The organism is Allobosea caraganae (genome assembly GCF_003351345.1).
GTDB classification, from domain to species: Bacteria; Pseudomonadota; Alphaproteobacteria; order Rhizobiales; family Beijerinckiaceae; genus Allobosea; species Allobosea caraganae.
Genome location: NZ_QQTO01000020.1, coordinates 1 through 13,209, shown reverse-complemented (window position 1 = coordinate 13,209; position 13,209 = coordinate 1). Strand labels below are relative to the sequence as shown.

Below are 13,209 nucleotides of genomic sequence, written 5' to 3'. Positions count from 1 at the left end.
TCACTTCTGGCCGACCAAAATCTTGTCGAGGCCGAAGGCGCGGTCGAGCACCAGCATGGCGCCGGCGGTCAGCGCGATCATCAGCGCCGAGACGGCGGCCATCATCGGGTCGATGGACTCAGTCGCGTACATGTACATCCGCACCGGCAGGGTCACGGTCTGCGGCGAGGTCACGAAGATCGACATGGTCAGCTCGTCAAAGCTGTTGATGAAGGCGAGCAGCCAGCCGCCGGTGATGCCGGGCAGGATCATCGGCGCGGTCACCCGCCGGAATACCGTCCAATGCGAGGCGCCGAGCGTCATCGCCGCCTGCTCGGCGCTGCGGTCGAGCCCGGTGAAGGCCGCCATCACGAGTCTCAGCACATAGGGCGTGATCACGATGACATGGCTCGCCACCAGCCAGGCGAAGCTGCCGGTCGCGCCGATCAGCGCGAACAGGCGCAGGAAGGCGACGCCGAGCACGAGGTGCGGGATGATCAGCGGCGACAGGAAGAGCGCGTTCAGCGCGTCGCGGCCGGGGAAGTCGTAGCGGTCGATGGCGAGCGCGGCCGGCACGGCGAGCGCGACCGCGATCGACGCGGCCAGCGTCGCCAGCCACAGGCTGTTGACGAAGGAATCGACGAAGTCGGGGTGGACGAAGATCGCCTGGAACCAGCGCAGCGAGAAGCTTGTGGTCGGGATCGACAGCGTGTTCTCGGGCGTGAAGGCGACGAGGCAGATCACCGCGAGCGGCGCCAGCATGAAGATGACGACGAGCGTGTGGAAGGCGAGCGCGACGGGACCGTTCTTCTGCATGGCGCTCACCCCAGGGTCCGGCGGGCGCGCGCTTCGACCATGCGGTTATAGGCGAGCATGATGATCAGGTTCGCGAGGAGCACCATGATCGCAATCGCGGCGCCGAGCGGCCAATTCAGCTCGTGCATGTACTCGTCATAGACCAGCGTCGCCGCCATCTTGAGCCGGCGGCCGCCGAGCAGGCCAGGGATGGCGAAGGCGCTGGCCGAGAGGCCGAAGACGATCAGGCTGCCCGAGAGCATGCCGAGCGAGACCTGCGGCATCACCACCCGGCGCAACGCCGTGAAGCGCGAGGCGCCCAGGCTCCAGGCCGCGGCCTCGACCATCGGGTCGAGCTTCTGCAGCGAGGTCCAGATCGGGATCACCATGAAGGGCAGCATGACGTGGACGAGCGCGATCACGATGGCGCTCTCGGTATAGAGCAGTTTGGCCGTGCCGAAGCCGAGCGCCTGCAGCAGCTGGTTCACCAGTCCGGTCGAACCCAGCAGCATGCTCCAGCCGAAGGCGCGCACCACGACCGACACCAGGAGCGGCCCGATAATCACCAGCAGGAAGACCGAGCGCCAGGGATCGCGCATCCGCGACAGCACATAGGCCTCGGGCAGGCCGACAGCTGCGCAAATCAGCGTGGTCAGCGCCGCCAGGCGCAGCGTGCGCCAGAAGATGCCGAGGTAGTAATCGTCCGAGACCACCGCGGCGTAATGCGCCAGCGTGAACTCGTTCTTGATGCCGGTGGTGTGGTCGTAGACGTGGAAGGACAGGATGAACGTCAGCACCAAGGGCAGGACGATCAATCCGAGGAAGAGCAGCGCCCCCGGCGAAACCAGCAGCCAGGGCGTCAGTGCCGGGCGCGCCCGGCTCATGCCGCCGCTCCCTGTGCGCTGAGTGCCTCAACCCGCAGGCTGGCGGGCGTCCAGTCGAGCGCGACGGTATCGCCCTCGCTCGCCGGCTCCTCGCCGTCGTTGGGCACCGAGACCGAGATCAGGCCGATCGCGGTCTCGACGTTGAACAGCCAGTAGCTGCCGAGGAAGAAGCGGTTGACGATCTTGCCGTCGAGCCTTCCCTGCCCGGCCGGCTTGAGCAGCAGCTTCTCCGGCCGGATCGAGAGCGCGACCGCGTAGCCATCAGCCAGATCGACGGCTTCGCTCGGCAGTTTCATGCCCGCGATCTCGGCATGACCGGAGGCACCGTGACGGCGCCAGACGCCGTCGAGCCGGTTCATCTTGCCGACGAAGGAGGAGATGAAGGCCGTCGCCGGACGTTCGTAGAGCCGGTACGGCGCATCGATCTGTGTCATCCGCCCCTGCTCCATCACGACGACGCGGTCGCTGATCGAGAGCGCTTCGGCCTGGTCATGCGTCACCATGATCGTGGTGGTGCCGACGCGCTGCTGGATGCGGCGCAGCTCGAACTGCATCTCCTCGCGCAGCTTGGCGTCGAGGTTGGAGAGCGGCTCGTCGAGCAGCAGCACCGGCGGCTGGATCACCAGCGCACGCGCGATGGCGACGCGCTGGCGCTGGCCGCCGGAGAGCTGGCGCGGATAGCGCTCGGCGAACTGGCCGAGATGCACGAGGCCGAGCATGGCCTTGACCCGCTCCTCGCGTTCGGCGCGCGGCACCTTCCGCATTTCCAGGCCGAAGGCGACGTTCTGCGCGACCGTCATATGCGGGAAGAGTGCATAGCTCTGGAAGACGATGCCGAGACCGCGATTGTTCGGCGTCACGCGGGTGATGTCGCGGCCATCGAGCGTGATCTTGCCCTTCGAGGGCTCGACGAGACCGGCGATCATTTGCAGCGTCGTGGTCTTGCCGCAGCCGGAGGGGCCGAGCAGCGAGACGAACTCGCCCTTGGCGACGCTGAGGTCGACGTCCCGCACGGCGGCGAGCTCGCCATAGACCTTGCTCAGCGATTCCAGCGTCAGGAAGCCCATGACCACCCCGCACGGCTCGCGCCCACATGCGGGCGACGATCTGCAATCGCTCAACGAGGAGGCATGGATAAAAATTCGTCAATTTCAAATTCCATGGAAGAGAATTTTTATTGACATAATTCCGTTATGTAGAATTTTATTCGGATAGCTCTCGCAACCGACTTCCGTAGCCGAATGAACGATTCAGCCCAGCCCCTCTCCAGCCTGCGCCGCGCGCTCGGCCTTCTCCGCCTGATTGCAGCGGGCGACCCGGCCGGCATCCGGCTGAAGGACCTTGCCGCGGCAGCCGGCTGCAGCCAGCCGACGGCGCATCGCGCGCTTCAGGACCTGATCGCCGAGGGTTTTGCCGAGCAGGTCGCGGGCGGCAAGCGCTACCGGCTGGCGCTCGACTTCTTCGTGCTTGCGGCTCGGGCCGGCCTCACCGGGGGCCTGCGCGATCTGGCCCGGCCGGTGATGCTGCGGCTCTCGGCGACGCTGAACGACACCATCTTCCTGCTGGTCCGCAATGGCTATGACGCCGTTTGCATAGATCGGATCGAGGGCCCCTTCCCGATCCGCTCCTTCACCGGAGACATCGGCGGCAAGGTCCCGCTCGGCCTGGGGCAAGGCAGCCTTGCCATCCTCGCGAACCTGCCGGAGCAGGAGCGCGAGGCGGTGATCCGCTTCAACGTCCCGCGCCTGCTCGATCGCGGCTTTCTCGACGAGGCCGGGCTGCGCATGGCGATCGAGCGGGCGCGCGAGCAGGGCTGGGTCAACCTCAACACCGGGCTGATCCCCGGCATGGCCGGGCTGGGCGTGCCGGTCTTCGACGCGGAGGGCCGCGCCGTCGCCGCGCTCAGCATCGGCACGCTGGCCGAACGGCTGCGCGACGAGCGCCTGCCCAATGTCGCGCGCATGCTCCAGGCCGAGGCCGCGACGCTCGGCGCCCAGCTCAACCCGTTCGACACCGCCCTGCGCTATCCCTCGCGCAGCCTGAGCAGCACTGGGCGGTAAAGCGGCCAGATAAATGAGCCCTCATCCTGAGGAGCGGGCTCTAGCCCGCGTCTCGAAGGATGCTCCAGTGGGCTTCCGAACCTCCTGGAGCATCCTTCGAGACGCGCTCTACAAGCGCTCCTCGGGATGAGGGCTGGAGATAAGCACGCCGTATTGGAGGCGACTAACGACCAAACCACCAAACTGCCTCCAATCTCACCAAAGAAAACCGCTCTCCTCGCAGAGTGCCCAATCCAGAGCGGTTTCTCCTTCGCCGCCGCATGCATTTGAAAGTTCATTCCGTTGACGGATGGCGCTTTCCCGATGATGATTTCAGCATCGAAACGTAACAATTCGCATCGATCGCGGGATTTGCTGGAGCAGCTTGCGCCGCGTCACCAACGCTAAAAGCACCACGAAGGCATTCGTGGGCTCCTTCATCTGGAGATGAAGCCATGGACTGTCGTTCGACCTGCCCGCCTGCGAGCGTTCCTGCATACGGCCCGTACCAGGTCTGTTGTTCGCGATGTTGATCTGAGGCGCGGCTAGAACCGCCCTCTCGCCAGCACTCCCCACAGCCGCACAGACCAGGGACGCCGATCGCGCTCGGCGGCAGGACAACCATGCCCAACGCACTCGTCATCGAGGTCGCCAGCACGACGGCCGGCATCGTCGCCGGCTCGGAACGCGGCTTCCGCTTCTATTCCTCAACGCCGGAATTCGAAGAACTCGACGGACGCATCTTCCGCTCGCCGGCCGAGGCGACCCGCGCCGCCATCCTCCACAGCAAGGCCAGACCCAGCCGCAAAGCGGCCTGAGGCGCCTTCCCCCCATTTCAAGGATCAGATCCCATGGACCGCAGGCACTTCATCGCCGGCCTCGCCGGCACCGCGCTCGCCACCTCGACCTCGCCGCTGCTCGCCCAGAGCGCCGCACCGAAGGAGCTGCGCATCGGCTTCCAGAAGAACGGCGTCCTGCTCATCGCCAAGCAGCAGGGCGTGCTGGAGAAGCGCTTCGCATCGCAAGGCATCGCGGTGAAATGGGTCGAGTTCCAGTTCGGCCCGCCGCTGCTCGAAGCCCTGAACGTCGGCAGCATCGAATACGGCCCGACCGGCGACGCCCCGCCGGTCTTCGCCCAGGCCGCCAAGGCCAACCTGCTCTACGTCGCGACGCAGGAGGCGGCCGGCTCCGGCTCCGCCATCCTCGTGCCGCCCAAATCCACGATCCAGACCCTGGCCGACCTCAAGGGCAAGCGCGTCGCCTTCGCCAAGGCCTCAAGCTCGCACAACCTGACCATCGCCGCGATCGAGAAGGCCGGGATCGGCTACGACGAATTCACGCCGGTCTATCTCGCGCCGGCCGATGCGCGCGCCGCCTTCGAGCGCGGCGCGGTCGATGCCTGGACGATCTGGGACCCGTTCTTCGCCCTGGCCGAGACCATCCCCGGCGTGCGCGTGCTCGCGCCGGCCAAGGGCATCGTCGCGCAGAACTCGTTCTACCTCGCCAATCGCGACTTCACCGGCAAGAACCCGCAGATCATCTCCACGATCAACGAGGAACTCGCCAAGGTCGCGCTCTGGGCCGAGACCAATCGCGGCGAGGTCGCCGGCGTGCAGGCTGCGGCGACCGGCCTGCCCCTCGACGTCTGGCAGCGCGCGGTCGACCGCACCGAGTTCGAGATCAACCCGCTGAACGACCGCGTGCTCACCGTGCAGCAAAGCGTCGCCGACCGCTTCCACAAGCTCGGGCTCATCCCGAAGCCGATCAATGTCCGCGACCTCGTCTGGGACTGGAAGCCGAGCGCCTGAGCCGGCTCAGCCTCGCGCCTCCCCACAGCCACACAGGACGCTCCCACCATGGCCAAACCACTCGATCTCTTCTGGTTCATTCCCGTCAGCGGCGACGGCTCCTATCTCGGTACGACCGATGGCCACCGCCCGGCCGATTTCGGCTACCTCAAGCAGATCGCCCAGGCGGCCGACCGGCTCGGCTATGGCGGTGTGCTGATCCCCACGGGCAAAAGCTGCGACGATCCCTGGATCACCGCCGCCGGGCTCGCGGCCCATACCGAGAGGCTGAAATACCTCGTCGCGGCCCGGCCCGGCGTCGCCTCGCCGACCTTCGTGGCGCGGCAGGCCGCGGCGCTCGACCGGATCAGCAATGGCCGCTTCATCGTCAACATCGTCTCCGGCGGCAACCCGGCCGAGCTGGCGGGAGACGGCATCTACCTTCCGCATGACGAGCGCTACGCCCACACCGCCGAATTCCTCAGCGTCTACGCCCGTCTTCTCGCCGGCGAGACGGTCGATTTCGCCGGGAAATACATCAACGTGAAGGGCGCCAAGCTCGATTTCCCGCCGGTGCAGCAGCCGCGCCCGGAGATCTGGTTCGGCGGCTCCTCCGATCCGGCGCTCGACGTCGCCGCCGCCCATGTCGACACCTACCTGACCTGGGGCGAGCCGATCCCGCAGGCGAAGCTCAAGCTCGACGCCGTCCGTACCAGGGCTGCCGCGCTCGGCCGCAAGGTCCGCTTCGGCCTGCGCATCCACCTGATCGTCCGCGAGACCGATGCCGAGGCCTGGGCCGCCGCCGACAAGCTGATCAGCAAGCTGCCGGACGAGGCGATCATCGCGGCACAGAAGAAATTCGCCGAGGAATCCGACTCGATCGGCCAGAAGCGCATGAGCGCGCTCCACCTCGGCAAGCGCGACCAGCTCGAGATCGCCCCCAATCTCTGGGCCGGCATCGGCCTCGTGCGCGGCGGCGCCGGCACCTCGCTGGTCGGCAGTCCCGAGACGGTGGCGGAGCGGCTGCGCGAATACCAGGCGCTCGGCATCGAGACGATCATCGCGTCGGGCTATCCGCATCTGGAGGAGGCCTACAAGGTCGCGGAGCTGCTCTTCCCGGTGCTCGGCATCGGCAAGAACGCCGGCCAGACGCACGGCACGCAGATCGGCGAGTTCGGCATCAGCGGCACCGGCGTGCGCGTCGCCGTCGCGGCGTCCTGAGGTTGGGATGAGCGATCTTGCCCAAACCGGCCTCGCGCCGACCGCCCTCTCCGGCCGTGACCGGGCAGAGCCGCGCAATCTCGGCAAGGCGGCCCATGCCTTCGCGCTGACCTCCGGCCTGACGCCTTGGCTGCTGCCGGTGCTCATCCTCGCCGCCTGGCAGCTCGGCTCGCAATTCGGCCTGATCGCCGCCAACGTCCTGCCGGCGCCGAGCGACGTCGTTGCGGCCGGCTGGCGCCTGACGCTGAACGGGCAATTGCCGGAGAACATCGCCGTCAGCTTCAAGCGCGCAGCCTCGGGCTTCCTGCTCGGCGGCTCGCTGGCCTTCGCGCTCGGCCTGTTCAACGGCCTGTCGAAGCTCTCCGAGCGCCTGACCGACACCACCATCCAGATGGTGCGCAACATCCCCAACCTGGCGCTGATCCCGCTGGTCATCCTCTGGTTCGGCATCGAGGAGGAGGCCAAGCTCTTCCTGACCTCGCTCGGTGTGTTTTTCCCCATCTACATCAATACGTTCCACGGCGTTCGTACAGTCGATTCGCAGCTCGTCGAGATGGGCCGCTCCTACGAGATGAGCAATTGGGAACTGTTCCGCCGGGTGATCCTGCCCGGCGCGCTGCCCTCGATCTTCGTCGGCGTGCGCTATGCGCTCGGCATCATGTGGCTGACCCTGATCGTGGCCGAGACGATCGCGGCCAATTCCGGCATCGGCTACATGGCGATGAACGCGCGCGAGTTCATGCTCGTCGACGTCGTCGTGCTGGCGATCGTGATCTACGCCGCGCTCGGCAAGCTGGCCGACTCCATCGTGCGCCTGCTCGAGCGCCTGTGCCTGTCCTGGCACCCCGCCTTCCAGAAGCGCTGAGGAGGCAAGCCATGACCACAGCGATCCTGACGCAGACCGAGCGCAGCTTCGACGCCCTCTTCGAGGACCGTTCCGCCAAGGCGCGCGCCTCGCGCGGCCAGGCGGTGACGATCCGCCACCTGGGCAAGCGCTTCGGCGAGCTCGAAGTCCTCAGGGGCATCGATCTCGACATCCCGGCCGGGCAGTTCCTCGCCATCGTCGGCCGCAGCGGCTGCGGCAAGAGCACCTTGCTGCGCATCCTCGCCGGGCTCGACCAGCCGAGCAGCGGTTCGCTCAGCTTCAGCCATGGCGCGACTGACGCGGCCGTGAAGCCGCGCATCATGTTCCAGGAGCCGCGCCTGCTGCCCTGGCAGCGCGTGCTCGCCAATGTCGAGGTCGGCCTGGGCGCCGAGCGCAGCCTGCCCGAAGCCGAGGAACGAGCGTTCCAGACGCTGCGCGCCGTCGGCCTCGAAGCCAAAGCGAAGGATTGGCCAAGCGTCCTCTCGGGCGGCCAGCGCCAGCGCGTCGCTCTGGCCCGCGCGCTGGTCAGCCGGCCGCGCGTGCTGGCGCTGGATGAGCCGCTTGGCGCGCTCGATGCGCTGACTCGCATCGAGATGCAGGGACTGCTGGAGCGGGTCTGGCAGGCGCAGGGCTTCACCGCGATCCTGGTCACGCACGATGTTGCCGAAGCGCTGACGCTGGCCGATCGCGTCGTGATGATCGACGAGGGCCGGATCAGCCTCGACATCGCGGTCGACCTGCCCCGCCCGCGCCGGCGCGGCTCGGTCGAGATCGCCCGGCTCGAAGAACGCATCCTCAAGGACCTGATCCGCGAGGAAACCCCGCCCCCCGAATATACGATCTGAGGCTCAGTCATGAACGTCGTGCTGCCCATGCCCAAGGCCATCCGCCCCGTCCGCGACGATGCCGCGAGCTTCCGCTCGGCCTTCCGGCATCTCGCCGGCGGCGTCAGCGTCGTCACGGTCGGCCATGGCGACGACCGCACCGGCATGACCGCGACCTCGATCTCCTCGCTCTCGGCCGAGCCGCCGACGCTGCTCTTCTGCGTCAACCGCAGCTCCTCGACGCTGCTGGCGCTCGAGCGGCATCGCGCCTTCGGCGTCAACTTCCTCGACGCCTCGCAAAAGCAGATCGCCGACCGCTTCGCTGGCCGCCAGGGCGAGAAGGGCGTGCAGCGCTATGAGGGCGCCAGCTGGACCAGCGCCGTCACCGGCGCGCCGCTGCTGGTCGGCGGGCTGGCTTCGCTCGATTGCGAGGTCGAGGAGATGATCGAGCGGCACTCGCACAGCATCGTCATCGGCCGCGTCCGCGCCGTGAGGCTCGGCCACGAGGGCGCTGCGCTGGTCTATTGGCGCGGCGACTACGAGCGCCTCGGCTGGATGGCCGAGGAAGCTGCGACGGCGGTGGGGCTGCTGCCCTATTGAGCGCGCCGCTCAAGCGGCCGCGATCGCCTCGATCTTCGCGATGCCGCCAAGCTTGGGCGCAAAAGAGGTCCAGACCTTGCGGGCGCCAGCCTCCCAGGCCGGGCGGTTCTCCGGCTGGACGACCTTGCCGCCCTCGGATGCAGCCTTGACCATCGAGGCCTCCTCGTCCGCGATGATCAGCTCGTCGAAATAGCCGGCGCCGTCGAGAGCGGCCTCGGCAAACGCCTTGCGCTCCTCGGTCGACAGCCCCTTCCAGAACGCCGCCGAGACGTGGACCACGCCGGCCGCCCAGATATGGCCGGTCTCGATCAGCACCGGCACGACCTCGTAGAGCTTGAAGCCGACATAGGCCGATTTGGTCAGGTCCATCGCATCGACCACGCCGGTCTTCAGCGCGTTATAGGTCTCCGGGATCGGAATCGGCGTCGGATAGGCGCCGAAGCCGGACCAGAGCTCGGTATGGAGCGGGCTCTGGATCACGCGGATGCGCTTGCCCTTGACCGACTCAGGCGTGGTCAGCGGCTCCTTGGCGAGCAGATGGCGCGCGCCATAGTTGATGAAGCCGAGCACGACGAAGCCCTGCGCCTCGTATTTCGCCTTGAGCTCGGCGCCGAGCGGGCCGTCGAGCACGCGCTTGAGATGGGCGCGATCCTTGAACAGGAACGGCAGATCGAGCACCTGCCCGTCCGGCACCCAGGAGGAGAGCGCGGAGATCGTCGAGAGCGAGGCCTGGATCGAGCCCAGCCGCATCCCCTCCGCCACCTCCTTCTCACCGCCGAGCGCGGCATTGCCGACGATGCGCAGGTCGAAACGGCCGGGCGCGGATTTGGCCAGCGTCTCGGCGATGCGCCGCCAGATCCTCGTCTCCGGCTTGTCCTCGCCGAAGAGCGAGGCGACCGTGATTGGCCGCGCGGCGGCATGGGCTCGGCCCAGCATGGCCGGAGCGGCAAGAAGGCCCGCGGTAACGGCGCGGCGGCTTGGCAGCATCAAAAGTATCCCTTCAGCGACGGCCAGGCGGCCGCTCCCAGCGACAATAGCGCAAGCGCGACGAGGAGCGAGCCGAGCAGCGGCAGCACGGCCCGGAAAACTGCGCCCGCCGGCTGCCGCAAAATGCCGCTGACGACATAGACCAGGATGCCGAGCGGCGGCGTCAGCCCATGGATCATCAGGTTGACCACCAGGATGACGCCGAACTGCACCGGATCGAGCCCTGCCGCGACCGCAACCGGCAGCAGTAGCGGCCCGAGGAGCAGGATCGCCGCGCCGATGTCGAGGAAGAGCCCGGCGACCAGCAGCACGAGATTGGCGAGCAGCATCACCGCATAGGGGCCGGCGCCAAAGGCCGTGACCAGCGCCGCCATCTGCTCGGAGACGCGATCGACCGCGAGCAGGAAGGCGAAGGGCGCCGAGGCTCCGATCAGCAGGCCGACAGCCGCCGCCTCGGTCGCGGATTTGCGCAGCGCCGCGAAAACGGTGCGTCCGTTCAGGCTGCGCAGCGCCAGGCAGACGACCAGCGAATAGGCGACCGCGAGCGCCGAGGCCTCGGTCACCGTGACCACGCCGAAGCGGATGCCGGCGACGACGATGACGCCGAGCCCGATCGCCGGCAGTGCGCCGACGAAGCTCTTCGCCCGCTCGGTCCCGCTCGCCCGCGGCGCGGCGGCAACGACATTGCGGACGCTGAGATGAATGCCGATGGCGAGCGCCAGAGCCAGCACGCCGCCCGCGACGAAGCCGCCGACCAGCAGCGAACCGACCGAAAGGTTGGTCGCTGCCGCCAGCAGCAGGAAGGCGATCGAGGGCGGGATGATGTTGTCGAGCATCGAGACGCCGGCGACGATCGCACCTGCCTGGGCCGGCGGATAGCCGCGCGCGATCAGCGTCGGCGCCATAACCTTCGCGCCGAAGGCGGCGTTGGCCACCGAGGAGCCGGACGCGCCCGAGAACAGCACACTCGCAACCAGCGCGGTCTGCGCCAGCCCGGCCCGGAAATGCCCGACCAGCGCCCCGGCGAAGCGCACGAGACGCTCGGCCAACCCGCCTTCGGTCAGCAACTCGCCGGCGAGCAGGAAGAACGGCACGGCCAGCAGCAAGAACTTACTGATGCCCGAGACGGCGTTCTGCACGATGGCCGGCTCGGGCAGCAGGCCGCCAAAGGCGCCGCTCAGCGAGACACCGGCCAGCAGCGCAAAGGGCAAGGGCGCACCGAGGATGAGGCCGAGCCCGGCCCAGGCCGCCGCGATCAGGCTCGGCGGTTGAACGAAGACGCCGGTCGCCTGTTGCGCCAGCCAATAGAACGCCGCGCCAACGACCAATGACAGCGTGGCCGAGCGCCAGGAGCGGTCGAGCCCCGCCCGTGCCAGCACGATCAACAAGGTCAGCCCGCCGCCAATGGCGAAGACGGCGAAGCGCCAGGCTTCCGGCAGGCCGAGCACGGTCGAGATGCCACCGACCTGCGCCGCGACGCTGGCTCCACCAAGCGCGAGCACCAGCGAGCCATGCACGGCGAAGGCGTCGGCAAGGACCGAAGCGATGCGCCGGCCGGCCGCCGGCAACATGCCCACGATGACGTCGAGCCGCATCGCCAGCGCGCTGGTCACGGCCAGTGGGGCGCCGAAAGCGATCAGCGCGGCATGCAGCCAGATCGCTAGTTCGTCCGACCAGACGAAGCCGCCGCCGAAGACATAGCGGCGGATCACCGCCGCGATCACGACCGCGAAGAGCAGCGCCAGCAGCGCCGCCCCGGCGCTCTCCAGCATTGCCACCGCGCGCGCCAGCCAGCTCTCGGCTCGCGAGCGGGCCGGGCCGGTCGCGGGTTGCGCTCGCTCGTTCGCGTTCATGCGTCGGTCTGGTGCTCCGTCGAGACGTCACGGATGGGCGACGCAATCCGCGCAGCAACCGTCCCCGCCCATTTGCCACGCCGATATACCGGAGCGCCAGTTGGACGCCGGAGAATTCGCTCTGCGCAATGGGCGCCCCGCTCACATGCCATTCCTGATTATTTGTCAGAAATCATCTGACATAAGCGCACTTTCCTCAGGCGGCAGCATCAACGATGGTCGCGGGCATCGATCGGTCGAGCGCCGGCCGCCTTTGGCCGCTTCCCGGTCCATGGCGAGACCCCGCCTCGCCATTCCTCTCCGACGATCCAAGGACATTGCCATGTATGCCATCACCGGAATCACCGGCCAGGTCGGCGGCGCCGTCGCACGCTCGCTGCTTGCCGCCAACCAGCCCGTCCGCGCGGTGCTGCGCGACGCCGCCAAGGCGGCGGCGTGGAGCGAGCGCGGCTGCGAGGTTGCGCTGGCCGATATCGACGACGAGGCCGCGCTCACCGCCGCCTTCACCGGCGCGGAGGCCGTCTTCGTGCTGATCCCGTCGATGTTCGACCCCTCGCCCGGCTTTCCCGAGGCCCGCGCCGTCCATGCCGTCCTGCGCGCTGCCCTGGCTACCGCCGGACCCGGCCGCGTCCTCTGCCTGTCGACCATCGGCGCGCAGGCGGCGCAGGAGAACCTGCTCAGCCAGCATGGCCTGATGGAGCGGACGCTTGGCGACCTGTCGATGCCGATCTGCTTCCTCAGGCCGGGCTGGTTTATCGAGAACGCCGCCTGGGACGTGGCGCCGGCGCGCGAGAACGGAGTGATCCAGAGCTTCCTGCAACCACTCGACAAGCCGGTGCCGATGGTGGCGACCGCCGATATCGGCCGGGTTGCCGCCGGGTTGCTGCAGGATGGCTGGAGCGGCCGCCGCGTCGTCGAGCTGGAGGGGCCGGATCGGGTGACGCCGAACCAGATCGCGGCGGGCTTCGCCCATATCCTCGGCCGTCCGATCCGCGCCGAACCCGTGCCGCGCGAGACCTGGGAGGCGTTGTTCCGCTCGCAGGGCATGCAGAACCCGCTGCCGCGGGCCCGGATGCTCGACGGCTTCAACCAGGACTGGATCGCCTTCGAAGGCAAGCCGCTCAAGGGCGCTGTCGGTCTGGAGACCGTCCTGCGCGAACTCGTCGCCCGCGCAGGCTAAAGGCTTAGCCCAATGGCTCAGAACCTGACTTCGAGATTTCCCTTGAAGGCGTGGTCCTGGACGTCGGATGCGAGCTGTCCGGCATAGGACAGGCCGAGCGTGGCGTTCCGGCTGATGGCGAGGTCGAGCCCGGCCTCGACCAGCGCGGCGTTCCTGGCGACCGGGATGCCGGCGACCGAGAACGGGTTGGCCCCA

At 68.0% G+C, this 13,209-nt stretch carries 13 protein-coding genes; 8 read left to right on the top strand and 5 right to left on the bottom strand.

Features of this window, described 5'->3' with window-relative positions:
• Genes DWF00_RS13050 through DWF00_RS13040 form a run of 3 tightly spaced genes read right to left on the bottom strand, consistent with a single transcriptional unit; the run spans window position 1 to window position 2,725 of the window.
• The gene (locus DWF00_RS13050; protein ID WP_114831310.1) at window positions 1-795 is read right to left on the bottom strand and encodes an ABC transporter permease; all 795 of its coding nucleotides are present in this window, start codon (window positions 793-795) and stop codon (window positions 1-3) included.
• Window positions 796-800: 5 nt separating this feature from the next.
• Window positions 801-1,658, bottom strand: coding sequence for an ABC transporter permease (locus DWF00_RS13045; protein WP_114831309.1), 858 nt, complete (start codon window positions 1,656-1,658; stop codon window positions 801-803).
• Complete coding sequence (locus DWF00_RS13040) at window positions 1,655-2,725, bottom strand: ABC transporter ATP-binding protein (protein WP_114831308.1); 1,071 nt, start codon at window positions 2,723-2,725, stop codon at window positions 1,655-1,657. Before DWF00_RS13040 ends, DWF00_RS13045 begins: the two co-directional genes overlap by 4 nt.
• A gap of 174 nt (window positions 2,726-2,899) precedes the next feature.
• Between DWF00_RS13040 and DWF00_RS13035 the strand changes: the two genes are divergently transcribed.
• From DWF00_RS13035 to DWF00_RS13005, 7 genes are all read left to right on the top strand, one after another.
• Window positions 2,900-3,718 (top strand): IclR family transcriptional regulator, encoded by an 819-nt coding sequence (locus DWF00_RS13035; RefSeq protein ID WP_114831307.1) that lies wholly within the window; start codon window positions 2,900-2,902, stop codon window positions 3,716-3,718.
• A gap of 602 nt (window positions 3,719-4,320) precedes the next feature.
• Complete coding sequence (locus tag DWF00_RS13030) at window positions 4,321-4,515, top strand: hypothetical protein (RefSeq protein WP_114831306.1); 195 nt, start codon at window positions 4,321-4,323, stop codon at window positions 4,513-4,515.
• A 33-nt stretch (window positions 4,516-4,548) separates the two neighbouring features.
• A complete protein-coding gene (locus DWF00_RS13025; protein ID WP_114831305.1) occupies window positions 4,549-5,505 on the top strand; it encodes a sulfonate ABC transporter substrate-binding protein in 957 nt (318 codons plus the stop codon).
• Between the two features lie 48 nt (window positions 5,506-5,553).
• Window positions 5,554-6,705 carry an FMNH2-dependent alkanesulfonate monooxygenase gene (gene ssuD, locus DWF00_RS13020; protein WP_114831304.1) on the top strand — a complete coding sequence of 384 codons (1,152 nt, stop codon included), beginning with the start codon at window positions 5,554-5,556 and terminating at the stop codon, window positions 6,703-6,705.
• Between the two features lie 7 nt (window positions 6,706-6,712).
• Window positions 6,713-7,570: an aliphatic sulfonate ABC transporter permease SsuC gene (ssuC, locus tag DWF00_RS13015; RefSeq protein ID WP_114831303.1), complete on the top strand. Its 858-nt coding sequence runs from the start codon at window positions 6,713-6,715 to the stop codon at window positions 7,568-7,570.
• An 11-nt stretch (window positions 7,571-7,581) separates the two neighbouring features.
• Window positions 7,582-8,415 (top strand): ATP-binding cassette domain-containing protein, encoded by an 834-nt coding sequence (locus DWF00_RS13010; RefSeq protein ID WP_114831302.1) that lies wholly within the window; start codon window positions 7,582-7,584, stop codon window positions 8,413-8,415.
• A 9-nt stretch (window positions 8,416-8,424) separates the two neighbouring features.
• Complete coding sequence (locus tag DWF00_RS13005) at window positions 8,425-8,994, top strand: flavin reductase family protein (RefSeq protein ID WP_245973868.1); 570 nt, start codon at window positions 8,425-8,427, stop codon at window positions 8,992-8,994.
• A gap of 9 nt (window positions 8,995-9,003) precedes the next feature.
• On the opposite strand, the gene DWF00_RS13000 is transcribed toward DWF00_RS13005, so the two are convergent.
• Both DWF00_RS13000 and DWF00_RS12995 read right to left on the bottom strand, forming a co-directional pair.
• Window positions 9,004-9,981: a TRAP transporter substrate-binding protein gene (locus DWF00_RS13000; RefSeq protein WP_114831301.1), complete on the bottom strand. Its 978-nt coding sequence runs from the start codon at window positions 9,979-9,981 to the stop codon at window positions 9,004-9,006.
• Window positions 9,981-11,834: a TRAP transporter large permease gene (locus DWF00_RS12995; protein ID WP_114831300.1), complete on the bottom strand. Its 1,854-nt coding sequence runs from the start codon at window positions 11,832-11,834 to the stop codon at window positions 9,981-9,983. Before DWF00_RS12995 ends, DWF00_RS13000 begins: the two co-directional genes overlap by 1 nt.
• A gap of 322 nt (window positions 11,835-12,156) precedes the next feature.
• Here DWF00_RS12995 and DWF00_RS12990 point away from each other — a divergent pair, with 322 nt between their 5' ends.
• The gene (locus DWF00_RS12990) at window positions 12,157-13,014 is read left to right on the top strand and encodes an NmrA family NAD(P)-binding protein (protein WP_114831299.1); all 858 of its coding nucleotides are present in this window, start codon (window positions 12,157-12,159) and stop codon (window positions 13,012-13,014) included.
• The last annotated feature ends 195 nt before the right edge of the window (window positions 13,015-13,209 follow it).